Raw genomic sequence first — 22,737 nt, 5'->3', positions numbered from 1 at the left:
CAGTCGGTGCGCGGCGTCCTCTAGGCCCTTGCTACGTTCAAACCGGACAGACCCGGCTTCTTCCCCGGCTCCGACCGTGTTTTGTCGATCTGTTCGATCGCCCGCTTCACGGCCTCGGCCACACCGGGTTCCCCCTCCCCCATGACTGCAGGGTTGGACCGGAGTCGATCGAGGGGAACGCCCTCGAATTCTTCATGTCTTTTGAACTTGGTGAAGACAGAGCGTCCGCTCATCACCATCAGGCGGCGCACGACCAGATCAGGCGTCACCACGACGAGCGCGATGGTACCCTTGGCCAATCGACCGCGAAAATTGCCGGCTCCGACGAAGCCGTCCTTGTATTGGTCGGTGACGCCCCTGAAGACATCCGAATAGTGCCGCATCTGCAGCCAGACGCCGAGCGACTGAAGCGCCCACACAATAACCAGAAGAAGCAGTCCCCACTGCCAAATCGCCATTCGGTTCTCCTCCCGAAGCCTGTGTTGAACCGCACCTTGGACCGGCGCGTGACAACAGCAAAGTGAGAACATTTGTTTCCGAGAATGTCAATATGTATGATATTAGCCTTGGCCACGGTCATCCACAGGCCGTCAACCGATTTCGGTGGCGGCGCCGTTGTGCTAGCCTGACCGGGAACAGGATATGCGGAACATGGATCTCCCCTTTAGGGACGAACTGGCCCTGATGCCCGACCTTCGCCACCGGTTGCGGCAGTTGCGCTGGTTCCGCGCCACCTTTCGCGGCAGCGCCAAGGTGGTCTCGGACACATTCGGCGTGCGCTTTGAAATCGACGAAGCCAAGCTCACCAGGGCCTTTCTCGACTGGGTCGAGATCATGGAGGCGCAGAAACGCTTCGCCGCGATCGACCGCGCCGACTTCATCGTCTTTGCCGCCGGCCTCGTTTTGCGTGAGATGATCAAGCAGGCGCCGGCCAGGGAGATCTCCGGCCTCACCCAGCTCATCGAGACGGATAAGAATGCCGGCACGCTGGAAATCATCCGCTTCTGGCCGGAAGGATTCCTCTACACCAACTACTGCGTCTCCGTGATTTCGGCGATCCACGAGCAGGAATTCGGCAGCGCGCCGAGCATCGACAAATGCGCCGACGACCTGCGCACATGGTGGTCCTATCGCGAGAACGTGACCGAGATGCCTGCCTATGCGGTGGCTTTCCTCGACCGCTTTCTCGGCGCCGAGCCGAACTGGATCACGCCCGATCGCGCCCAGTCCCGGCAAGCCATGCAAAGGGCGCTCGGATCCTCGCGTGCGAGCGATGCCATCCGCCAGCTATGAGCACGGCCTCGACGCGCACTATTGAACATTTGACTTTTTGCCGATAGCGATGTGCGAAATCGACTCGGGGGAGAAGCGCGTGGCGCGACCAAGGCCTATCATTTTCGATTGCGACGGCGTTCTTGTCGACAGCGAGCCGCTGGCCGCCCAGGCCTATGAACGCGTCTATGACAAGCACGGCATGCCTGGCGTCAACACCAGCATCATCGCCCAGTGCATCGGCATGAAGCAGGCCGATATCATCGCCAAGATCAGGGAATTGACCGGCCACCAGTTTCCGGCAGCATCAGACGGCGACATCTGGGCCGAGACCAAGATCCTGTTTTCCCAGGAGTTGAAGCCGACACCCGGCATCACCGCATTTCTGCAGACGCTTGCGGGCGACCGCTGCGTCGCCTCGTCATCTTCCGTCGAGCGCATAAACCACAGCCTGGCCGTCACCGGGCTGGCGGGGTACTTCGGCGACGCGATCTACAGCTCCTCGATGGTCAAGAACGGCAAGCCGGCGCCGGACATCTTCCTGTTCGCCGCCGACAAGATGGACGCCAACCCTGCCGATTGCATTGTCATCGAGGATTCACCCTTCGGCATCCAGGGCGCGGTTGCCGCCGGCATGACGGCGATCGGCTACACCGGCGGTGGCCATACCTATGCGGAGCATAGCGCGCGGCTGACAGCGGCCGGTGCCGATTTCGTCTGCGCTGACTGGCATGACGTTAGCCGGCAATTGTCCAGGCTCGGTGTCCCCGCCTAGTTTATCAGCGAAGTCCAAAGCGAGCCGCTTCTTCGGGCGAAACCACAGTTCCGACACGGTAGGCGAAGGACGAGACCCTCGTCGCATCAGTGTCGACCTCGCACCGGAAGCTCAGATGGTACCATCCTGTCGTTGTGCGGAATGCGACATCCGGGGCGTCAAGGATGTTGCCCGCCTTCAGCCGAACAAATGGCAACAAGACGGGAAGATAAGAGGCGTCCAGCAGTTGCTGTTGCAACACGCTGGCGCAAAGTTTGCCAGCGCGCTGATCGCGAGGCACGCCGCTCATCGAGGTCGTGGCCAACACATCGCCAGTAGCGCTCTGCGAGTTGAGCTTGCGAACACCCGGAAGGCCCGAATAAACCCGCGATGCATCAGCGGTGGCGGCGGTGGAACTTGGCCTCTTGGCGCTCTCGCTTCCGGACTTCGAGACCTTTGAAGGGCCAGGCTTCGGCGCATTTGCGGGTTTGGGCTTCGGCGTTTCGGCCGACATGGGAAGCTCGATCTCACCGTCGCCGCCGTCGGCAGCCAACGGCGTTGGTGCCGCTTCTGTTTGCTTTTCGGCGTCTCGCGCTCCTGCCTCTTGTTTGTCTGCCTGCTGTTTGTCCAGTTCCTGGGTTGACGTTGCCTGCTTCTCCTGAGCGGGCTCAGCGTCCTTCGTCGCGATTACCGGTTTCTCGGCGGCCTTGGTTGAATCTGGCGGCTGATCGGAATCTGCCGGCGCTGCAGGTTGGTTTTCTGCAGGCTTCGGCACGACAGGCGGCTTCGAAGCGTCATCCTTGGCCGGCGAGGGTGAGTTGTCTTGAGCGCTGGCCCCATCCAGGGATTTCCTGGGGCCGGTATCCTTGTCGCCGAACTGAAAAACAGGCTTCAGAACCTCGATTGGCGGGGGCTTGCGCAGCTGCTTTTCCGCTGGTTGCGGCTTTTCGACGTTCTGCTCGGGCGGTTTTTCAACCTTCGGTTCAGGTGGCTTTTCGGCTTTGCGATCCTTTGGAGGCGGTGCAGGAGCAGGCTTCGGTTTTGGCTGAGCGGGCGGAGGCGCGAGCGCGACATTTACCGTTTGCTCCTGCTGCGGCTGTTGGGGAGGCCTCGGCAGGCTGTAGACCACGAGCGCGACGATGAGCGCATGCAGGATCAGCGAGGCGGGCAAGCCCCACAGCAAATTCCGACGCCGTTCTCGTTCCTCGTCCTTCATCCTGACCGATGTGGAATGAAATAGCGGCGGCTTCAAGCATAGGCACTGAATTGGCGCAATTTTAACCGCGGGAGAGGATGATGATTTGCATGACTACGCGCAGGGGCCGCACCACCGAGGCGTTGGCGCGACTCCACGAGCACCTGTCCCGTCCGACATTCGCGACGACTCGGTATCTACGACCTCGGGGGGACATCTTTTGACGAAATCGGACACAACGGTGCAAGCGTTCCACGATCCGATTCCATCAAGACCTGTGATCAGCTAGCTTTGCCGCTGGCGCAGGATCCTGTCCAGAAACCGGTCGTCCAGCCGCGTTTCGCCAAACCAGTTCAGCCGGTTGATACTCACGAAGCCGGCATCGATGGCCCCGTTTTCGTCGCCCGGCTGGCTGGCATGGTCGCGGCCGCGCGGGACGGTGATGACGGTTCGCTCGCCATCGCTTTCCACGATCTCGGCCTTGCGGCCGATCTTGTCGCGGCCGATGCGCGGCTGCCGGAGTTCAGCCGGCAGCGAGGCCGGCAGGTTGATGCTCAGCCAATGGCCCTCGGTTGCCCAGTCGGCACGCGATTGCCAAAGCGAGGCGATCAGCGCACCCAGCCACTGGTCATCGGCATCGGCAAAATCCGGATTTTTCACGCGCGAGAAGCCGATGGCAGGCACGCCCCAGAAGGTCGCTTCCCGGGCAATGCCGAGCGTCCCGGAATAGGCAAGGTCCTCGGCAACGTTGCGACCGTCATTGACCCCCGACAGCACGAGGTCCGGCGTCTTTGCATCGGCAAACAGCCACGTCATCGCGCTCACCACGCAATCGGCCGGAGTACCGGAACAGGAATACCAGCCAGGCCTGGTGCGCCGCATCGTCAACGGCTTGGCGATCGTCAGTGACGAGCCGGCGGCGGTGCGTTTGCCATCGGGTGCGACCACCCAGACATCGTCGCTCAATCCGTTTGCGGCAGTGACGAGCCGGGCAAGCCCCGGCGCTTCGATGCCGTCGTCGTTGCAGATCAGGATTCTCATCTTTTTCTTGCCTCCGGCACAGTGACGCGCTGGCCGGTGCGGCATTGTGCGCGCAGCGACGGGATGTGGTTTTGTAGGTCGCCAAGGAGATCCGCCGCACAGGAATGACCGAGCGCTGCAGGGCGCCCAGCCTTCTCCCAAATATCGACATTGCCCGACAGCGTTGGATGGGTGGGCATGCGCACCCAGTCGGCCCGACCGGCCTTGTGCAGGACATCGCCCGGGGAGCCTGATGGCAGATGCCCGGTGAGCAGCACCGGAAAACCGGCCTCTTCTGCGCGCGGCAGCAACCGCGACGAGGGACCGGCCTCACCCATGCCGTCGTCCGCCAGCAAAGGCATTGACGGCAACGGGTCGGCATCGGCCCAGTCCGCCGCGCCTCGCAAGCGGCCAAGCAAGAAGTCTGAAACACCGGGCAACAAGGCTGCGGTAGCACCGATCTGCGCCTGGAGCGATGAACGCATCCCGGCATGAATGGCAAACGGCCCCGGCAACGCCGCAATCAATTCCAGCGATCGGCCCGACAGTGGCGTCGGCAAAAGGCATCCGTCTGAATGTCTGGTCACCCACTCCGAAATTGCACGCGCGCGCGTCGCCCCCGGCACCGGATCGGCACCATAGGAAGCGTCGAGAACAAGCAGATCGCAGTGCGGGATCGTGTCCATGACGAACACGTTGCTGTCCGGCACCACGTCGCCCGAATAGGCGACGCGGCACTCGCCGTCGTCGACGACAAACCAGACACCGCCGACGACATGTCCCGACCGCCCCGTCCGGATCGTGAGATTGCCGCTCTTCAGCGTATCGCCGGGCTCAAAGAGTTCGATGCGATCGCTGGGAAAGGGAAACCGCTGCAGATCCCCGGGCTCGGCATAGCCGGCGAGTGTGGCCGGAGCCTCGTTGCGGGTCTCGACCGTCATGAAAATCGGACCGGCATACCCTTGCGACAACAGCCAACTCAGTGCGCCGACATGATCCTCGTGCGCATGCGAGACAAACAGCGCGTCGATGTCGGCGACCAGACCGTCGAGAGCCGGATAGTACTCGGCGCCAGACGCGCCAACCTTGATGCCGACGTCGAGCAGGATGCGGTCGTTTCCGCTGCTGACAGTGAGACTGGTGCGGCCCTTTTCCCCAAAGCCACCGAGCAGGTCGAGCATCATCACCATGCTCCCCCTGCCGCCGGGATGAGCCAGCCGGACCTTATCCGCAGCCGCGCCTGTGCGCCGCTCTCCAGCACCACCGGATCGGGCTGTTCGAAATGCAAGATGAGATCCGCGCCGGCGACAGGCGTAAATTCGATGCGCGCCGCGCCGCCTTGGTAGATCACCCGCTTGACGAGGCCGTCGAAGCCAGGACCATCCGGCGACACGTCGAGATCGGATGCCCGGCAGCAGATTTTTGCGCCGGCGCGCGGCCGTTCGCCCGCCCGGCAGCGGACGACCAGCTCGGTGCCGAGCACCCGGACCTTGCAGTGACCGGCCTGCTCCGCGCTCAGCACGTCGGCGGGAAGCAGGATGCCTTGCGAAATGAAGGACGCCACCATTTCGTTTGCCGGCTCATGATAGAGTTCGCGCGGCGTCGCCAGCTGGGCCAGACGCCCGCCGTCCATCACGGCAATGCGGTCAGCGAGCGCCATCGCTTCGGCCTGATCATGGGTGATGTAGACGATGGTCGTACCCGTGCGTTTGTGAAAGGCGGCGAACTCATCCTCCATCGAGGCCCTCAGATGCACATCGAGATTGGCGAGCGGCTCGTCGAACAGGACAAGCGAGGGCGCGGCCACCAGGCAGCGGGCCAGCGCCACGCGCTGGCGCTGGCCGCCAGACAGATTAGCCGGCCTGCGGTCGCCCAATCCCTGCAGATTGACCAAAGCGAGCGCATCTTCGACCTTCCGGCGCGCGACCGCCTTGTCCAGCTTCGCCACCTTCAGCGAATAGCCGATGTTCTCGGCGACCGTCATGTGCGGCCACAGCGCATAGTTCTGGAAGACGATGCCGACGCGCCGCTTCTCCGGCGCAACGCTGCCGCCCTTGCCCGACACGACATCGCTGCCGATGCGAATCTCGCCGGATGTCACCTTCTCGAATCCGGCTACGAGGCGCAGCAACGTCGTCTTGCCGCAACCGGAGGGCCCGAGGACCGCCAGGAACTCGCCGTCGCCGACATCGATCGACACATCCTTGACCGCGTCGAAGTCGGCAAAACTCTTGGTCACGTGGTCCAGGGTCAATCGCGCCATGGCAGCACTCCGCTGGGAAGATGAGGGGCAAGCAGATTGGTTACCAGCATCAGCACGAAGGTGACTGCCACGGTGATGACGGACATCGCTGCCGCGTAGTTGGAATCGCCGCCCTGCTCGAAGGAAAACATCACCACGCCGATCGTTTCCGACCCCGATGACCACAACAGCGCCGAAACCGTGAGCTCGCTGAGCGCCGTCATGAAGATCAGCAAGCCGCCGGCGATCGCCGCCGGTGCCACGAGCGGAAAGATGATCGTGCGCATGCGCGTGAACAGCCCGGCGCCCGCCACCTGGGCTGCTTCCTCCAGCGCCCTGTCGATCTGGTGATAGCCGCTGATGGTCGGCCGCAGCGCCAGCACCAGGAAGCGGGCGAGATAGGCGTAAAGAATGATCCAGACCGTGTTGTAGAGCTGGATGCCGGTCAGCGGGATCGGCCGCAGGAACAGCAGCAGCGAGGCGATCGCCAGCACCACGCCAGGCAAGGCGTAGGGCAGTTCGACCGACAGGTTGAGCAGCCGCACCCAGCGCTGTTTGCCCCAGGCAATGAGGTAGCCGATCGGCACGGCGACCAGGACCGCGAAGACGGCAGCCGCGATCGACAGCCAGAAACTGTTGAAGAAGGCGCGGCTGGCCGCATCATGCTCGAACAGCACGAAGCGATAATTGTCGAGCGTTGCCGTCCTGGCATTGAGTGCGATGCCGTAGCCCGGCACCAGCGACGTCAGCACCAGTCCGAACAGCGGCAGGAACAGCACAGCCACGATCAGCAGCCACATGGCGGCCTGGACGGCAGGCCGCCAGCGGCCGAGCTCGTAGGGTTCAGCCGCTAGCGAGGTGGAGCTGATGCGATAGTCGCGGCGGCGGCTCATGATCTCCTGGACGAGAATACCAGCCATGGCGATGACGCCGATCAGCACCGACAGGAACGCGGTTTCGCCGAGCACCGCCGGGCCGCCGCCGGCCAGCCGCTGGTAGATCAGCGTCGGCAGCACGAGATAATTGGCGGGAATGCCAAGAAAGGCGGGAATGCCAAAATTGCCGACACAGGACACGAAAGCGAGTGCAGCGGCTGCCATGATCGACGGCGTCATCAGCGGCAGCACGATGGTGATCAGCACGGTGAACCAGCCGGCGCCGCCGGCCCGCGCCGCCTCGACCAGCTCGCGCGGCAGCTTGCGTAGGCCGGCGCGCACCAGCAGGAAGACCAGCGGGCCGTACTGCACGCCGAGCAGCAGGATGATGCCCGAGGTGGAATAGAGCGGGTTTTTGGTGCCGAGCGGCGGTGCTGCGCCGAACAGCTTGAGGAACGGACTTGCAGGGCCGAACAGTTGCAGCCAGGCCAGCGCCGTCACCTGCGGCGCGATCATCAGCGGCATGACATAGCAAAGCACGAGGGCGCTGCGGCCACGAATGTCGGTCAGCGTGACGAGGACAGCCACCAGCGTTCCCGACAGCACCGCAAGCATGGTGCCGCCGGTGCCGACGACCAGCGTGTGCCAGGTCGCGATCCAGGTTGCCGGGTTTCTCAATCCGGCCTCTATCGCCACGCTGGACAAGGTGCCGCCGGGTGCGACGATCTCCTTGATGAGACGCAGCATCGGCAGCACTGAAAGCAGGACGATGACCACGGCCACCGCCGCCGTCAGGGCCATTTCCTGGCCCCGACTTTCCCTGATCCTTGGTGACATGATTGCTTTCCCTGGGATCGATCGGTCGATGCGGTCGGGTTCGCCCGAAGCGGTCCGGTATGCCGTCGAGACGGCATACCGCCGCGATTGTCGGGCTCAGCCGCCGAACAGTTCCGAGAACTTCGCCTTGTCGGCGTCGGTCTTGGCGACGATTGCCTTGGTGTCGAATGGCATCACCTTGACCTTGACGCCTTCCGGCATCCATTCGGGGCGACCGACCGAGGCGCGCGCCGGCAGGTAGCCCATGGACAGCGCCAGCTTCTGGCCTTCGTCTGAAAGAATGAAGTCGACGAACTTCTTGGCGCCATCGACATTCTTGGCCGTCTTCATGATGGCGACCGGTTCAGTCACCGCCGGCACGCCTTCGCTAGGGAACACGAACTCGACCGGTGAGCCCTTCTTCTTGGCGTTCATCGCCATGAAGTCGACCAGGATGCCATAGGGCTTCTCGCCGCTCGCCACCGACTTCAGCACCGCCCCATTGCCACGCACGCTGACGGTGTTGTTGGTCTTCAGCTTCTGGAAGAAATCCCAGCCATAGGTGGCATCGCCGACGAAGCCCGAAAGCAGGTAGGCGGCAGCGCCCGAATAGAGCGGGCTCGGCATGACCAGGCCATCGGCATAGGCCGGCTTGGCGAGATCGGCCCAATGCTGCGGCTTTTCGGCGGCCGCCGTGTTGTAGACGATGCCGGTGGTGATGAGCTTGCTGCCGAAATAGGTCTTGTCGGCGTCATAGGCATCCGCCTCGATGCCGTCGAGCTTCGCCTCGGGATAAGGCAGCAGCCGGTTGTCCTTCTTCAACAGCTCCATGCTGACCGCGTCGGCGATCAACAGCACATCGGGCTGCGGACTGCCGGCGGCGAATTCGGCTGCCATCTTGGTCAGGATGTCGCTCGTTCCGGAGCGGTAGATGGTCACGTCGATACCGGGCTGCGCCTTCTTGAAGGCATCCACGGTCTTGGCGGCATCGGCTTCCGGCTGGGATGTATAGAGCGTCAGTGTTTCGGCGCCGGCCACGCCGGCAAACAAAGTTGCCGCGAGCGCGAGCTGGCTGGCCAGCAGCTTGATGAATAGCGTCTTCATGAGACCTCCTGTCTTGTCTGTGCACGACCGGTCTGGCCCCTGGCCAGTTCCCGTCTCTTCCTCCCTGCACGGCGCATATGACTGGTGGATGACACAGCGCGTGAAACCCACAAAATATGTTCATATGTACAATGTCAATTACAAATGAACAGAATTGTGCGACGATCGACGGGCCGGCGGACCGGCATCAGTTGACATCCGGCCGGCGTTCCTCCGATGAGGACAATGCGGCCAGGTGATGGCTCATGAGGACGAGGACCGATGCGCACGGAAAAACCCAGACCGGCTCGCCTGCCGATGGTGTCGTCTGACCTCAACGTCAAGACGGCCTGGCTCTACTATGTCGAAGGCTTCACGCAGGAGCAGATCGCCGAAAAGCTCGATGTCAGCCGGGTAAAGGTGATGCGCACCCTTGCCGCTTGCACCGCCGAGGGCATTGTCGTCACCATGATCAATGCGCCGACCGCCGAGCAGGTGGCCCTCGAGCGCGCGCTCGAAAAGCGTTGGGGCCTCAACGCCGCCGTCGTCATCCCGACGCCCTCGGCGCACGATCATCTGGAAAAGGCGATCGGCCATGCCGTCGCGGCTTATCTCGGCGAGCAGATGCGGGATGGCATGACGTTGGCCATCGGCGGTGGTGCGACGCTGCATGCGAGCCTCGGCTTCCTCGCCCGCCGGCAATTGAAGCGCGCCTCGGTGGTGGCGCTCGTCGGCAGCCTGCCGCACTCGCAATGGATCAACCCGTCGATCGTCGCCGCCAAGGTCGCCGATGTTTTCGAAGTCGACAACTACCAGATCACCGCGCCGGTGACGGTCGACGACCCCTCGCTTCGCGATCTCTTGTGGGCGCAGCCGACCCTGCAGGACGTGCGCCAGCGCGCTGCCGCCGCCGACATCGCGCTGCTGACCGTCGGCGACATGTCGCCCGACGCCACCATATTCCGGCACGGCATCGTGCCGTCGTCGCTGATCGCTTCGCTGAAGGCGAAGGGCGCGGTCGCCAACATCCTGTGCTATTTCGTCGACGCCGCAGGCAGACTGGTCGACCACGAGGTCAACGGTCGCGTCATGGCCATCGATCTCGATGTGGTCGGCCAGGTGCCGAACGTCGTTCTTGCCGCTGGCGGCAAGCGCAAGGTTCCGGCGATCCTCGCCGCGCTGAAAGCCGTCAGCACCAATGTGCTGATCACCGACAGCGACACGGCCGCGGCACTGCTGGCGAGGGGCGGTTGAAACTCGGCGCTGTAGCTAGATAAGCCCACGCTCGCGCAGAAAATCCTCGACGCCGACATGGGTCATGGATTCGAATTCGGCCACGGCTTCAGCCACCCGTTTGCGCTGGGCCGCCAGCAGCGTGAACACCTGTTTCATCTCGCCGGAAACACCAAAACGGCTCCACCGCTCGGCGATATGCACCGGCAGGCCGATGTCGGCGCAGAACGCGTCCAGACTGCCATAGCCGAGGCTCACGACCAGTTGCTTGGTTTCCTCCGCCGACATGCGCGGCTCGAAAGCGTGATCGTGCAGGCGCTGCGCCACCAGCTTGATGTCGGACGGCGACGCGCCCATCACCTTGCTGAACAAGGTTTTGACGTCCGATGGGTCGAATGCGGGCATGCTGGCCTCCCTTTGGATCGAAATCCACTTACAACATGGGTCAGGGGTTGGCGCCTGACAAGTCGTTTCTGATATAAGCCGGCTTCGCAGGGCGGCCTTGCCTTATGTCGCCACGCCCGAGGGCGTGTTGAGATTGAGGTCAGGCCGAGTCGAGAATGGTTGTCTTCGAGAACCGAAGCGCAGCGTACTTTCGGGTGCGTAAGCACCGGAAGCGCAGAAGACCGCCATTCGCAGGTGCCGGCCTCACCTGAATATCAGCAGACCCTACACAAGCATGCCCATCGGGTTCTCGATCAGCCGCTTGAAGGCGACAAGCAGTTCGGCACCCAGCGCCCCGTCGACGGCGCGATGGTCGGTCGACAGCGTCACCGACATCACGGTGGCTATTTTGATCTCGCCATTCTTCACCACCGCCCGCTCCTCACCGGCGCCGACCGCCAGGATTGTCGCATGCGGCGGGTTGATGACGGCGGCAAAGTCCTTGATGCCGAACATGCCGAGGTTCGACACCGCCGTGGTGCCGCCCTGATACTCTTCCGGCTTCAGCTTGCGGCTGCGCGCCCGGCTGGCCAGGTCCTTCATCTCGTTGGAGATCGTGGACAGCGTCTTTTCGTCCGCCTTGCGGATGATCGGCGTGATCAGGCCACCCGGGATCGACACGGCAACGCCGACATCGGCATGCTTGTGCTTGACCATGGCGCTTTCGGTCCATGAGGCATTGGCATCCGGCACCGCCTTCAGCGCCAGCGCCATCGCCTTGATGACCATGTCGTTGACCGACAGCTTGTAGGCTGGTGCATCGCCCTTGTCGGTCTTCTTCACGGGGGCTGCGGCGTTGATCTGCGTGCGCAATGCCAACAGCGCATCGAGTTCGCAATCGAGCGTCAGGTAGAAATGCGGGATGGTGGTCTTGGCCTCGACCAGGCGGCGCGCGATGGTCTTGCGCATGTTGTCATGCGGGACCAGTTCGTAGGAGCCTTGCTCGAACAGTTTCAGCACCTGATCGTCCGACATCGCCTTCACCGGCGCGGCGGGAGCAGCAGCCGGAGCCCCGGCAGGTGCCGCCTTGGCGGCAGGCTTGGCGCCGCCACCGGCAATCGCCGCATCGACATCGGCCTTCACCACGCGGCCGTGCGGACCGGTGCCTGCAACATCAGAAAGCGCAAGACCCGCTTCACGGGCAAGACGGCGAGCCAAAGGCGTTGCGCGGGCAACTGACGGCGATTGGCCGATCTCCTCCCGTGTGGGGGAGATGCCCGGCAGGGCAGAGGGGGGCGAGACAGGCTGAGACGCAGGCGGGACGGCGCGCCCCTCTGTCAACTTTGTCGACATCTCCCCCACGGGTGGGGAGCTTGGCGCCTTGCCTTGTTCCGCCTTGTCCCCATAGGCCTCATCGTCGGCATAGATCCAGGCAACCGCCGCGCCGACCGCGATATCGACCCCCTCCTTGCCGGTGACATCGCGCAAGACGCCGCTGGCCGGCGCATCGATCTCCATCGCCGCCTTGTCGGTCTCGATCTCGAACAGCACGTCGCCCTTCTTGACCCTGGCGCCTTCCTCGGCAAACCAGCGCGAGATCTGTCCGGTCGCCATGTCCATGTCGACCTTGGGAAGAATGACTTCGGTCGGCATCGCTCAGCGAACCCCTTTCACGAGGTCGCGCGCGGCCGCGATGATGTCGGGAACCTGCGGCACAGCAGCCTTTTCCAGCTCCGGATTGTAGGGGATCGGCGTCTCGGCGCCGCCCAGCCGCACGATCGGCGCATCGAGATAATCGAACGCCTCGCTCTCGGCGATCATCGCGCTGACCTCGGCGCCGATGCCCAGCGTCTTGACCGCTTCGTAGACGCACATCAGCCGCGACGTCTTCTTGACGCTGTCGATGACGGTCTGCTTGTCCATCGGCCGGATCGTCCTGAGATCGACGACTTCGATGTCAATGCCTTCGGCTTCCAGCACGGCCGCGGCATCGAGCGACTTGTGCACCATGATCGAGGTGGCGACGATGGTCAGGTCGCGGCCCTCGCGGCGGATGTCGGCCTTGCCGATCGGCACCGTGTAATAGCCTTCGGGCACCGGCCCCTTCATTTTGTAGAGCAGCTTGTGTTCGAAGATCATCACCGGATCGGGATCGGCGACCGCCGCCAGCAGCATGCCCTTGGCATCGTATGGCGTCGCCGGCTGGATGACCTTCAAGCCAGGCACATGGCCGAGCCAGGCCTCGAGGCTCTGGCTGTGCTGTGCGGCGGCACCAGTGCCGGATCCGGCCGGAAAGCGCATCACCACGGGAACCGAAACCTCGCCGCCGAGCATGAAGCGCATCTTGGCCGCCTGGTTGACGATCTGCTCCATCGCCAGCGTGGCGAAGTCGGAAAACTGGAACTCGAAGATCGGCCGCATGCCGGTGAGGGCGGCACCGACCGCCACGCCAGCGCCACCCAATTCTGAAATCGGCGTGTCGATGACCCGCTCGGAGCCGAAACGATCGACCAGATCGCCGGTGACCTGGAAGGCGCCGCCATAGACACCGATATCCTCGCCCATCAGGAAGACGCGTTCGTCCATGTCCATGGCGATCGCCATGGCTTCCTGGATCGCCTGGGCGTAACTCAGTTCACGCACCATCGCGTCCATCAAGCCTGCTCCGTGTAGACATAATTGCCGGTGTCGCGGACGTCCGGAGACGGGCTCGCCTTGGCGAACTCGATTCCGTCGGCGATCTCTTGCGCCACCGCACCGCGAATGGCCTCGATGCCCTTGTCGTCGATGAAGCCGAATTCGCGCAGCTCGCTTTCGAACAGGGTGATCGGATCGCGGTTCGACATCCAGTCCTCGATCTCCTCCTTGGTGCGGTAGCGGTTGCGATCGCTCTTGGAATGACCGCGATGGCGATAGGTCTTGGATTCGATCAGCGTCGGCCCTTCGCCCGCGCGGGCTCGCTCGACAGCCTGGTGCGATGCCTCGGCGACCTCGGAGAAGATGTTGCCGTTGACGATGACGCCCGGCATCGAATAGGCGGCGGCGCGTTCGGCGATGTTCTTGACGGCGGTCGATCGGGCCGTCGATGTCGACATGCCGTAGCCGTTGTTCTCGCAGACGAAGATCACCGGCAGCTTCCAGATCGCCGCCATGTTCAGCGCTTCGTGGAAGGCGCCTTCATTGTTGGCGCCGTCGCCGAAGAACGACACCACGACCTTGCCGGTCTTCATCATCTTGGAGGACAGTGCCGCCCCGACGGCGATCGGGATGCCGCCGCCGACGATGCCATTGGCGCCGAGATTGCCCTTGCCGACATCGGCAATGTGCATCGAGCCGCCACGGCCCTTGCAATAACCGGTGGTCTTGCCGAAGAACTCGGCGAACATGCGCTTGACCTCGGCGCCCTTGGCAATGCAGTGGCCATGGCCGCGATGCGTCGAGGTGATCTGATCATCTTCGGCAAGCGGCATGCAGATGCCCATGGCGCTGGCTTCCTGGCCGATCGACAGATGCATAGTGCCGTGGATGAGGCCGCGCGTGTAGCACTCCTCCGCGCCCTCTTCGAAGCGGCGGATGAGGTACATCTTGTACAGCACCTCTCTGAGCTGCTCGGCGCTGTACTGGCGATAGACGAAGGGCAGGTTGGCGCGACTGTCGGCGACGGCTTTGCTGGCTCCGGCCATGATCAGGCTCCCACGGACCCGTAGACGAGCTTGTCCTGGCGGGCGCGCAATTCGGCGATTTTGGAGCCCGGCGCGGGAGCGGCATTCGCATAGGTGATGAGTTCGCCCTTCTTGATCGGCGCGGTCACCGAACCGCCTTGCAGCAGGCCGCAGGGAACGGCCTTGGCGGCGCGCGCCTCCGGCGCCGTCATGATCCAGGCGCGGTAGCAATATTCGCCGATCGCATCGAGCTTCTCGCCCGGCTTCATGTCCTTCTTGGCCACCGCGCAGACTTCGGCGGTCGGCTTGGCCAGCGGCACCATGTCCGCCTTGCCGTAGAGCACGACGCGGGCGCAGGTCAGCGGCACTTCGAGCGAGGTCAAATGATAGGGGCGGTGGAAGGTGAAGTACGGGCCCTTGCCCATCTTCAGATCTTCCATGCGCTCCGAAATGCGCGGGTGCGACATGTCGGCGACGACGAAGACACCGGGCGCGACTCCCTTGCCGATCGAGTAATCGACGACGCCGACCTTCGACAGCACGCCGCCGTCCTTTTGCGGCACCAGGACCTTGGACAGTTCGCCAAGCGTCGCCGCCGGCCCGTGCATGCCGGGCTTGTCGGGAACCAGCCCGGTGGCGTTGGCGATCGCCGCCATCTCGACCATGGTCTTGGAGCCATCGACGAATTCGACCAGCATGCGCACATTCATATGCCGGCGCTTGGCCTCCTCCTCATAATCGGGAGGGGTGGCATCGATGTTGAGCGGATTGTTCTTGCCCTTGCCGGCGGCGACGATCGGATGACCCATCGCCGAGACGAATTCGATCAGCTCCATACAGGAGGACGGCTCGTCGCCGGCGCCCAGCGAATAGGTGACTCCCAGCCGGTCGGCCTCGCTCTTCAGATAGGCACCGATGGTGACGTCGGCTTCGACATTCATCATCACCAGATGCTTGCCATGCTCCATGGCGCGCAGCCCAATCTCGGCGCCGACGGCCGGAACGCCGGTGGCGTCGATGACGACGTCGATGAGATCGTTGTCGATGACCAGGCTGGCGTCGTTGGTCACCGCCACCTTGCCGGCCTCCATCGCCGCCGTCATCGCCGAAGCGTTCGACACTTCGCGCGCGTGGCCGGTTTCCTGGAAGGCGATATCGACTGCCTTGCTGGCGGCGGGCAGGTTCAGCTCGGAGATGGCGCCGATCTCGATGCCGGACATATGCGCGACCCGGGTGACGATGTCGGTGCCCATCTCGCCGGAGCCGATCAGGCCGATGCGAATGGGCTTGCCCGATCTGGCGCGCTCCTCGAGATCGCGGGCAAGGCCAGTCAACGAAACATTGGAAGCCATACCGCTCGTTCCTCCCATAGTGCAGGCTGTTCAATCGCCTGACGGGTATTGAACATATGTATTTCTGTCAAGACTAATGTCCAGAATTCGCATGCTTTTAAGGCGCCTGCCGGAAGACGTGTTGTGTCGAAAAAGAGACTTGGAGGGCTGCAGCCCATGCAGTCGGCCGGTCCGCTTCAACGGCGGCTAGCGGCCGCCATATGTGGCTCGCGATGTGTGGAACGACGCTGATCCAGGATCGCAGCCGCCAACGGCAAATCGCCTAGATCATCGCATCCTGCTGGCGTTGCACTATTTTCTCCACGGCGTCTTGCGGCACGTTGAGCTGCGCCAGCGCCCTTCTCACGAGGCTTGGCCAATCCTGTATCGGGCAGCTCTTTAAGCCGGCAAAACGATCTTTACCGATGAAGAAATTACGCGTCGCATGGAAGCCGAGCGCCCGATAGACCTCGAACTGCTCTTCATTGAAGAACTGATCCAAGGTCGTTTGATGGGGGAATTGCGGGTAACGCCGACGATAGTCGCGTATCATGTCGCTTTCGTCGCCGCTCATGCATGACTTGATGTAGATCAGCACACCGTGCTCGTCTTCTCCATAGTCAATTCTACCGATCGCGACGTGGGGGCCATGGAACGGCTCCTCATCGGTAGGGCTGTCGTTCAGCTTCTCCTCGGTTGCCTGCGCATTCGAGCGTCGAAGCTCGGCCCAAGGCAGATCTATCAGAATGCCGAGATCAATTCGTGCATAGCGCTCGACCCGAATGAGCGAGTTGAAATCGAGCGTCGGGTCGGCCTCGGCGTCGGCCACGACGATAACCTTGCAGCGCCTTTTCAGCAGCTCATAAAGGCCAAGATTGTCGAAATGGCCTCCATCAGTCAGGTAGACATTGCTTGTCAGTTCATCGACTCTGCCCATCGCTTCCTTGGCAAAGTACCAGGGCGCGACATGGGCCAGCCATCCCCGCAGGCCCGACCGGTCACCGAGGAACCGCGGGTTTGGAAGCCAGTACCCCAGGCGTACGTTCAGCGCAGCCAAGCTGAAAGTCAGGGCGCGGATGGTGTTCGCCCCCATATTTGCGGATGCCGCCGCTCCCGAGATAGCCATTGCCGTGCCGAGATTGAGATTGCGGTCGGCCTGCTCGACTGACTCCGTCGCGACGTAGCCCGTAGCCTGGCTGCCGGTATAGAGGGGGCTGAGAAAGAAGGCATCGGCACTGCGACCGCGCCTGCCGAGAAAGGGCGACCCCTCCAGATTGACCGTGGTGTTTATGATCAGATACGGCGAGAACCAAACGGAATCAGCCCAGTTTCCTGGTGAGCCGGGCTTCAGCGACGTCAATTTGAACTGGTCGACATCGATCTCCCGTTTTCGCGCTTTCCGATCTTTGATCCATCGTTTCAAGGGAGCGAGCACGCGCTTTTTTTCAACAAGTTCGCTCTTGGCGCCGTCTCTCAACTTGTCCAGCCGCCAAAGGAATGCCCTGCTCAGACGGTCCCGGTAGTAGCCGTGGAGCGAATTCGCATTTGGCGTGACCAGCAATGAGAAAACAATAAGCAGGCCGGCCACTATTGCATAGTTCTGGCGTGCATTTTCGGCGGCAGCTGCCGCGTCGACACCGCTAATTCCCGCATAGGACAGGCTTTGATAAACCACCCACAGGAATATCGGCACCACCACAGACAGGCAGTACAACAGGACCTTGGAAGCCAGATGTTTAGCGGTTCCGGTCCACGAATTGTCGCTCTTCGAGGCAACCACGACGGCGATAAGCTTGTTGCCGAAGGCGGCAAGCCCGGCCGACATGCCGACAAGGACACTCCAGAGCCCGCTCAGTGAGTTCGGCATATGGATCAAGGCGCACCCGACCCAGTTAATCGCTTTGCAATCCTTTGGTGGGTTCGCCGCATCGAAGAGGCCGGCGAGAACGTAAGCCTGAAACTCGAAGAAGGCGATCAGCAGGCACACGATAAAGACGAATGCAAAAACCCGGCTGGTCGTTTCTCGCTCTACAAGCGTGGTCATGCGATCAGCCCGCTTCGAAGGCCAAAAAGCAACTATCGAATAGCCAATCTGGATAATGCCGAATGCAGTCAGCAGAACGATCGACCAAAAGAAGACGCTTTGCGAATTCCCGGTCAATTTTTCGAAGATGGGCAGCCGCAGTGATGCTTCCGTCGGGTTGATCAGGATGGTCAGCCAGGCAAGCGTCACAAGACCCGCAAGGAAAATCATCGCGTTGACCAGCAGCCCACGCAGCAGCACCACGAGGCCGACAATGACGTCGATAAATCCATGTGGCGCCAGATAGTTGGAATAATGCCGAATGTGCTGGGTCTCGAGGGACTCCGGGCCGCCGAGTGTGCTTGTGAACGGAAAAACACCGTCCGTCTGCATCAGCCCGGCGACCAGCGACGTTCCGATGTAGCCGCCTCCGGAAACCGTCGATAGGTAATCGACATTGTCGAACACCTTCGGCTGGTCCTCTTCGGTGATGGACTCCAGCGCCTGCAGAACGCCCATGCAAAATGCCGCCGAACGAACGCCTCCGCCTGAACACGCAAGGCCTGTCAGGTCGCGCTCCGCCTCGGTTCTGGGATAAGGGTTGCCGCGCTCATCCGCCGTCCCCGATGTCACCACTTGGACCCGGGCCGCACGGCTCGCCGCCACGGACGGCGCATTCGGCGGTCTCTTCCCGCCCTTTTCGTCCGACGCACGTCTGGCGGCGATCAGTTCTCGGCGACGACTGACAACGGAAGCCTCGGCGATCATCACATCGTAGAACGAAATCGGGAGTGTTTCAGCGTCTCCAGACATGACATTCTCGGGTGGCAAGGGAACTTTCCGACTGAGAAGATGCTCCGGAAACGCGAAAAATGACATGGTGCGATAGCCCCATGAACTCGATTTCTGTTTCACTCGATCGATGGGCGGCGGGCCGGCGCATTTGATTCATGCCGGGCCAGCCAAATCAGGCGGCAGCGCTGTCCAGAAAATCGTGAAAATGCACGATCACCCCATCCGCATCGATCAGGATCACGGCATAGGCTGGCGGCTCGTGCCCCAGGCGCCAGCTTTGCGAGAAATCGAGCGCGGTCTGATGGTTGGTGCTGCGCAGCGTGCTGACGGGAATGCCGCGCCAGCTGCCGGCGATCAGACGGTGGACGTGTCCGGCGAAGATATGGCGGACATTGCCGTGGCGCAGCAGAACCTCGTGCAAGGCATCGGCGTCGGCGAGCCTGACACGGTCGAGTTCGGGGATGTGAATCCGGAACGGCGGATGGTGCATGAAGAGGAAGGCCGGCCGATCGCGAGCCTCTTGCAGTCGCTCATCGAGCCAGCCAAGACGCGCCGCGCATAGTTTGCCTTCGACATGTCCGCTGTCCAGCGTATCGAGCAGGATCAGGCGGCCTTCGCGGCCGTCGACGACGCTCTGGACAAAGCCGCGCTCGGCGGTGGCTTGCGGGAACATCTCAAGAAACAGTGCCCGGTCGTCATGGTTGCCGAGCACCAGCCGGCAGGGCAGGCTGAACTTTGCTAGGCTCTCCCTCAACGCCGCATAGGCCGGGCGCTCGCCGTCATTGGTCAGGTCACCGGAAATCACCACCAATTCGGCATCGGCATGGTTGCTGCCGATGTCGGCAAGGCAGGCTTGCAACCTGGAGAGCGGATTGGAGCCGTACAGAAGACCGCCCGGCGTCATCAGATGCGGATCGGATATCTGGATGACTTTCATCGACCTGACCGGGATGCTTACTGCTGGCGGCTTTCCTGTTGGCACCTGGCGCCACCAGCCGGCAACGGAACGCCTTGGCTAACCTCTACTGCGCCGTCCAGCCGCCGTCCATCGGCAAGGTCGTGCCGGTGATCTGCTTGGCTGAGTCCGAGCACAGGAACAGCGTCAGCGCGGTAAGCTCGTCGACAGCGACGAACTCCTTCGCCGGCTGCGCTGCGAGAAGCACATCGTACTTGACCTGTTCCTCGGTGCCGCGCGCCTTCATCGTGTCGGGAATCTGCCTTTCGACCAGCGGTGTCCAGACATAGCCCGGAGCGATCGCATTGACGGTGACGCCGTCAAGCGCTGCCTCCAGCGCCACCGTCTTGGTCAGGCCCGCAATGCCACTCTGCGGATGTCTCAGGGCGAAAAGCCTGGCGGCCGGCCCTTTCAGGCGCCGCCGGATCGCGTCTTCAGGATCGCCGAAAACAGCGGATCGAAGGCGCGGCTGATCGGCGCCGCGGCAGCACCGAGCGCGATCGACCAGGGATCGGTGGTGCCAAGCTGCAGGCGCGGCAAATTCCGGCCTGGCCGGTCGGCGATGGACGGCAGCAGCGGATGCATCGCCTCGACCAGCCGGCGGGCCAGCGCTTCCGGCGCTCCGCTGGTCAGGATGACGGTCTGCGGATCGAAGATCGTTTCGATGAGATGCACGCTCCAGCGCAGATCATGCGCCGCACCATCGATCCAGGCCATCATCTTGGGATCCTCGGCGATGACCAGGGCGTTCATCTGATGGTAGATATCGTTGTCGGCCGGATTGAGATCGAGATGCTGGTAAAGCGAGGCCAGCGACGCGCGATGTTCGAGCGGCGTCGAGCCGGGGCCGGCCGGCGACAGGAGTGCCATGCCGATCTCGCCGGCATTGCCATGGCCGCCGCTGTAGAGTTCGCCATTCAGGATCAGCCCGGTGCCGATGCCGTAGCCGACGTAGAGGCAGACCGCGTGATCGACGCCGTGCGCCGCGCCGACGATGCGTTCCGCCGTCGCGCAGGCGGCGGAGTCGTTCTGCAGGCCGACATTCAGGCCTGTGCCTTCAGCCAGCGTCTCCAGCAGCGGAAATTTCTGCCAGGCCGGCATCATCCATTTGTCGTCCGAATTCTTCAGCCCGAAAGGACCCGGCATGGCGACGCCGAGGCCGACCAGCCTCTGTTCGGATTGGGCGGATATCTCGGCCAGTTCGCGTCGGACGCCTCTGATCAGGCCGAGGATGACCTCGACGCCCTTCGATGGCTCATCAAATGGCAGATTGGCCTCGGCGCGAGCCAGCACGCTGCCCATCAGGTCGACGGCGACCGCCCGTGTCAGGTAGCGGTCGATCTGCAGGCCGATGGCGAAGGCGCCTTCGGGAACCAGCCTGTAAGGGGTCGACGGTTGACCCCTGCCCCTGCGCACCGCATCGAGGGCCACGACAAGGCCATCGCTTTCGAGATCCTCGATGATGTTGGAGACCGCCTGTTTGGTGAGCTGCGTCGCCCGTGCCAGATCAGCCCGAGACAGGGCGCCGTTGAGACGCAGCGCCTCGATCATGACACGGCGGTTGTGCGCACTCGTGCCTTCCTGATTGGTGCCGCTTTTCGCGCGGATCGGGCTGAGATCGTCCACCGGCGTTTCCCTCTTGACTCCATTAGGATATTGATCGACTAATTAAGTCAAGCGAATTGACTTAATAGCGAAACCGACCGCAAAACAAGACGGCCAGGGCTTTTGGACCTGTCGCCGCCCACCGGTCGGGGAAACATTGGGTCACGTGACATCAACCCGGGAAGGCCACGCAAATCGCCGGCCCGCCAACATCGGAAATGGGAGAAGAAGATGCTGAAATCGATCGGTAAGACCCTTTTGGGTGCAGTCTTTGTCGGGGGGCTGTTGGTTCCCCATGCCTTCGCCGAAACATCGCTCAATGCGCTTTTCATGGCGCAGGCCGCCTACAGCGAGGCCGACGTGCGCGCCATGACGGAGGCCTTCACCAAGGCCAATCCCGACATCAAGGTCAATCTCGAATTCGTCCCCTATGAAGGCTTGCACGACAAGACCGTGCTCGCGCAGGGCTCGGGCGGCGGCTACGACGTCGTGCTGTTCGACGTCATCTGGCCGGCCGAATACGCCACCAACAAGGTGCTGGTCGATGAGTCGTCGAAGATCACCGACGACATGAAGAAGGGCGTGCTGCCCGGCGCCTGGACCACGGTCCAGTACGACGGCAAGTACTACGGCATGCCGTGGATCCTCGACACCAAATACCTGTTCTACAACAAGGAGATCCTGGAAAAGGCCGGCATCAAGACGCCGCCGAAGACCTGGGAAGAACTCGGCGAACAGGCCAAGATCATCAAGGACAAGGGCCTGCTGAAGACGCCGATCGCCTGGAGCTGGTCGCAAGCCGAGGCCGCGATCTGCGACTACGCCACGCTGGTCAGCGCCTATGGCGGCGACTTCCTCAAGGACGGCAAGCCGGACTTCCAGAATGGCGGCGGCCTCGCGGCGCTGAAGTATATGGTCGACAGCTACAAGTCGGGCCTCACCAATCCCAATTCCAAGGAGTTCCTGGAAGAGGACGTGCGCAAGGTCTTCCAAAACGGTGACGCCGCCTTCGCGCTGAACTGGACCTATATGTACAACATGGCCAACGATCCGAAGGACAGCAAAGTGGCGGGCAAGGTCGGCGTTGTGCCGGCGCCAGGCGTTACTGGCACCAGCGAGGTGTCGGCCGTCAACGGCTCGATGGGCCTCGGCGTCACGGCGGTCTCAAAGCATCCGGACGAAGCCTGGAAATACATTGAATTCATGACCTCGCAGGCGACGCAAAACCAGTATGCCAAGCTCTCGCTGCCGATCTGGGCCTCGTCCTATGACGACCCGGCCGTCACCAAGGGCCAGGAAGAGCTGATCGCCGCCGCCAAACTCGGTCTGGCCGCCATGTATCCGCGCCCGACCACGCCGAAGTACCAGGAACTGTCGACTGCCTTGCAGCAGGCGATCCAGGAATCGCTTCTCGGCCAGTCTTCGCCGGAGGACGCCTTGAAGACCGCCGCGCAAAATAGCGGCCTCTGAGACGTTGCTTCCAAGCACGGGC

At 62.6% G+C, this 22,737-nt stretch carries 19 protein-coding genes and 1 pseudogene; 4 read left to right on the top strand and 16 right to left on the bottom strand.

The genetic code is table 11. The features are described 5' to 3' along the window. Nucleotides 1-20: 20 nt before the first annotated feature. Nucleotides 21-458, bottom strand: a complete 438-nt coding sequence (locus ACFSOZ_RS33725) for a transcriptional regulator GutM (RefSeq protein WP_379105355.1) — start codon at nt 456-458, stop codon at nt 21-23. A gap of 193 nt (nt 459-651) precedes the next feature. On the opposite strand from ACFSOZ_RS33725, the gene ACFSOZ_RS33720 reads away from it, so the two are divergent. Next, nucleotides 652-1,293: a hypothetical protein gene (locus ACFSOZ_RS33720; protein ID WP_379105353.1), complete on the top strand. Its 642-nt coding sequence runs from the start codon at nt 652-654 to the stop codon at nt 1,291-1,293. A 79-nt stretch (nt 1,294-1,372) separates the two neighbouring features. After that, entirely contained in the window at nt 1,373-2,047 is a 675-nt protein-coding gene (locus tag ACFSOZ_RS33715; protein ID WP_379105351.1) for an HAD family hydrolase, read from the top strand. Between the two features lie 4 nt (nt 2,048-2,051). Here ACFSOZ_RS33715 and ACFSOZ_RS33710 read toward each other — a convergent pair whose 3' ends face one another. The 6 genes from ACFSOZ_RS33710 to ACFSOZ_RS33685 form a co-directional block, all read right to left on the bottom strand. Further along, complete coding sequence (locus ACFSOZ_RS33710; RefSeq protein WP_379105349.1) at nt 2,052-3,242, bottom strand: DUF930 domain-containing protein; 1,191 nt, start codon at nt 3,240-3,242, stop codon at nt 2,052-2,054. A 264-nt stretch (nt 3,243-3,506) separates the two neighbouring features. Then, on the bottom strand, nt 3,507-4,262 hold the full coding sequence (locus ACFSOZ_RS33705) for a 5'/3'-nucleotidase SurE (RefSeq protein ID WP_379105347.1): 756 nt from the start codon (nt 4,260-4,262) through the stop codon (nt 3,507-3,509). Further along, nucleotides 4,259-5,425 (bottom strand): MBL fold metallo-hydrolase, encoded by a 1,167-nt coding sequence (locus ACFSOZ_RS33700; RefSeq protein WP_379105345.1) that lies wholly within the window; start codon nt 5,423-5,425, stop codon nt 4,259-4,261. The genes ACFSOZ_RS33705 and ACFSOZ_RS33700 overlap by 4 nt, the downstream gene beginning before the upstream one ends. After that, complete coding sequence (locus tag ACFSOZ_RS33695) at nt 5,425-6,504, bottom strand: ABC transporter ATP-binding protein (RefSeq protein ID WP_379105343.1); 1,080 nt, start codon at nt 6,502-6,504, stop codon at nt 5,425-5,427. The genes ACFSOZ_RS33700 and ACFSOZ_RS33695 overlap by 1 nt, the downstream gene beginning before the upstream one ends. After that, nucleotides 6,492-8,195, bottom strand: coding sequence for an ABC transporter permease (locus ACFSOZ_RS33690; RefSeq protein WP_379105341.1), 1,704 nt, complete (start codon nt 8,193-8,195; stop codon nt 6,492-6,494). The genes ACFSOZ_RS33695 and ACFSOZ_RS33690 overlap by 13 nt, the downstream gene beginning before the upstream one ends. Nucleotides 8,196-8,291: 96 nt before the next feature. After that, nucleotides 8,292-9,278 (bottom strand): ABC transporter substrate-binding protein, encoded by a 987-nt coding sequence (locus ACFSOZ_RS33685; RefSeq protein ID WP_379105339.1) that lies wholly within the window; start codon nt 9,276-9,278, stop codon nt 8,292-8,294. Nucleotides 9,279-9,539: 261 nt separating this feature from the next. On the opposite strand from ACFSOZ_RS33685, the gene ACFSOZ_RS33680 reads away from it, so the two are divergent. Then, nucleotides 9,540-10,511 carry a sugar-binding transcriptional regulator gene (locus ACFSOZ_RS33680; RefSeq protein ID WP_379105338.1) on the top strand — a complete coding sequence of 324 codons (972 nt, stop codon included), beginning with the start codon at nt 9,540-9,542 and terminating at the stop codon, nt 10,509-10,511. Nucleotides 10,512-10,526: 15 nt separating this feature from the next. Here the strand turns inward: ACFSOZ_RS33680 and ACFSOZ_RS33675 are convergent, their stop codons facing one another. From ACFSOZ_RS33675 to ACFSOZ_RS33635, 9 genes and pseudogenes are all read right to left on the bottom strand, one after another. Next, nucleotides 10,527-10,895 carry a hypothetical protein gene (locus ACFSOZ_RS33675; protein ID WP_379105336.1) on the bottom strand — a complete coding sequence of 123 codons (369 nt, stop codon included), beginning with the start codon at nt 10,893-10,895 and terminating at the stop codon, nt 10,527-10,529. 264 nt (nt 10,896-11,159) lie between these two features. After that, nucleotides 11,160-12,527 carry a pyruvate dehydrogenase complex dihydrolipoamide acetyltransferase gene (locus tag ACFSOZ_RS33670; RefSeq protein WP_379105334.1) on the bottom strand — a complete coding sequence of 456 codons (1,368 nt, stop codon included), beginning with the start codon at nt 12,525-12,527 and terminating at the stop codon, nt 11,160-11,162. Between the two features lie 3 nt (nt 12,528-12,530). After that, entirely contained in the window at nt 12,531-13,529 is a 999-nt protein-coding gene (locus tag ACFSOZ_RS33665; protein ID WP_379105332.1) for an alpha-ketoacid dehydrogenase subunit beta, read from the bottom strand. Further along, nucleotides 13,529-14,557: a thiamine pyrophosphate-dependent dehydrogenase E1 component subunit alpha gene (locus ACFSOZ_RS33660; protein WP_379105330.1), complete on the bottom strand. Its 1,029-nt coding sequence runs from the start codon at nt 14,555-14,557 to the stop codon at nt 13,529-13,531. Before ACFSOZ_RS33660 ends, ACFSOZ_RS33665 begins: the two co-directional genes overlap by 1 nt. 2 nt (nt 14,558-14,559) lie before the next feature. Next, nucleotides 14,560-15,888, bottom strand: coding sequence for an NAD(P)H-dependent oxidoreductase (locus ACFSOZ_RS33655; RefSeq protein ID WP_379105328.1), 1,329 nt, complete (start codon nt 15,886-15,888; stop codon nt 14,560-14,562). 262 nt (nt 15,889-16,150) lie between these two features. Continuing rightward, complete coding sequence (locus tag ACFSOZ_RS33650; RefSeq protein ID WP_379105326.1) at nt 16,151-18,703, bottom strand: patatin-like phospholipase family protein; 2,553 nt, start codon at nt 18,701-18,703, stop codon at nt 16,151-16,153. Between the two features lie 154 nt (nt 18,704-18,857). Continuing rightward, entirely contained in the window at nt 18,858-19,622 is a 765-nt protein-coding gene (locus ACFSOZ_RS33645) for a phosphodiesterase (protein WP_379105324.1), read from the bottom strand. An 85-nt stretch (nt 19,623-19,707) separates the two neighbouring features. Then, nucleotides 19,708-20,007, bottom strand: a pseudogene (locus ACFSOZ_RS33640) (SDR family oxidoreductase); the annotation flags it as partial. 44 nt (nt 20,008-20,051) lie between these two features. Further along, entirely contained in the window at nt 20,052-21,266 is a 1,215-nt protein-coding gene (locus tag ACFSOZ_RS33635) for an ROK family transcriptional regulator (RefSeq protein ID WP_379105322.1), read from the bottom strand. Nucleotides 21,267-21,476: 210 nt separating this feature from the next. On the opposite strand from ACFSOZ_RS33635, the gene ACFSOZ_RS33630 reads away from it, so the two are divergent. After that, on the top strand, nt 21,477-22,715 hold the full coding sequence (locus tag ACFSOZ_RS33630; protein WP_379105321.1) for an extracellular solute-binding protein: 1,239 nt from the start codon (nt 21,477-21,479) through the stop codon (nt 22,713-22,715). Nucleotides 22,716-22,737 lie beyond the last annotated feature (22 nt).

The sequence above is a fragment of the Mesorhizobium newzealandense genome (genome assembly GCF_042682145.1).
Taxonomy (GTDB): Bacteria; Pseudomonadota; Alphaproteobacteria; order Rhizobiales; family Rhizobiaceae; genus Mesorhizobium; species Mesorhizobium newzealandense.
Note: the sequence above shows the minus strand (reverse complement) of the source record. Positions and strands in the feature narration are given on the sequence as shown.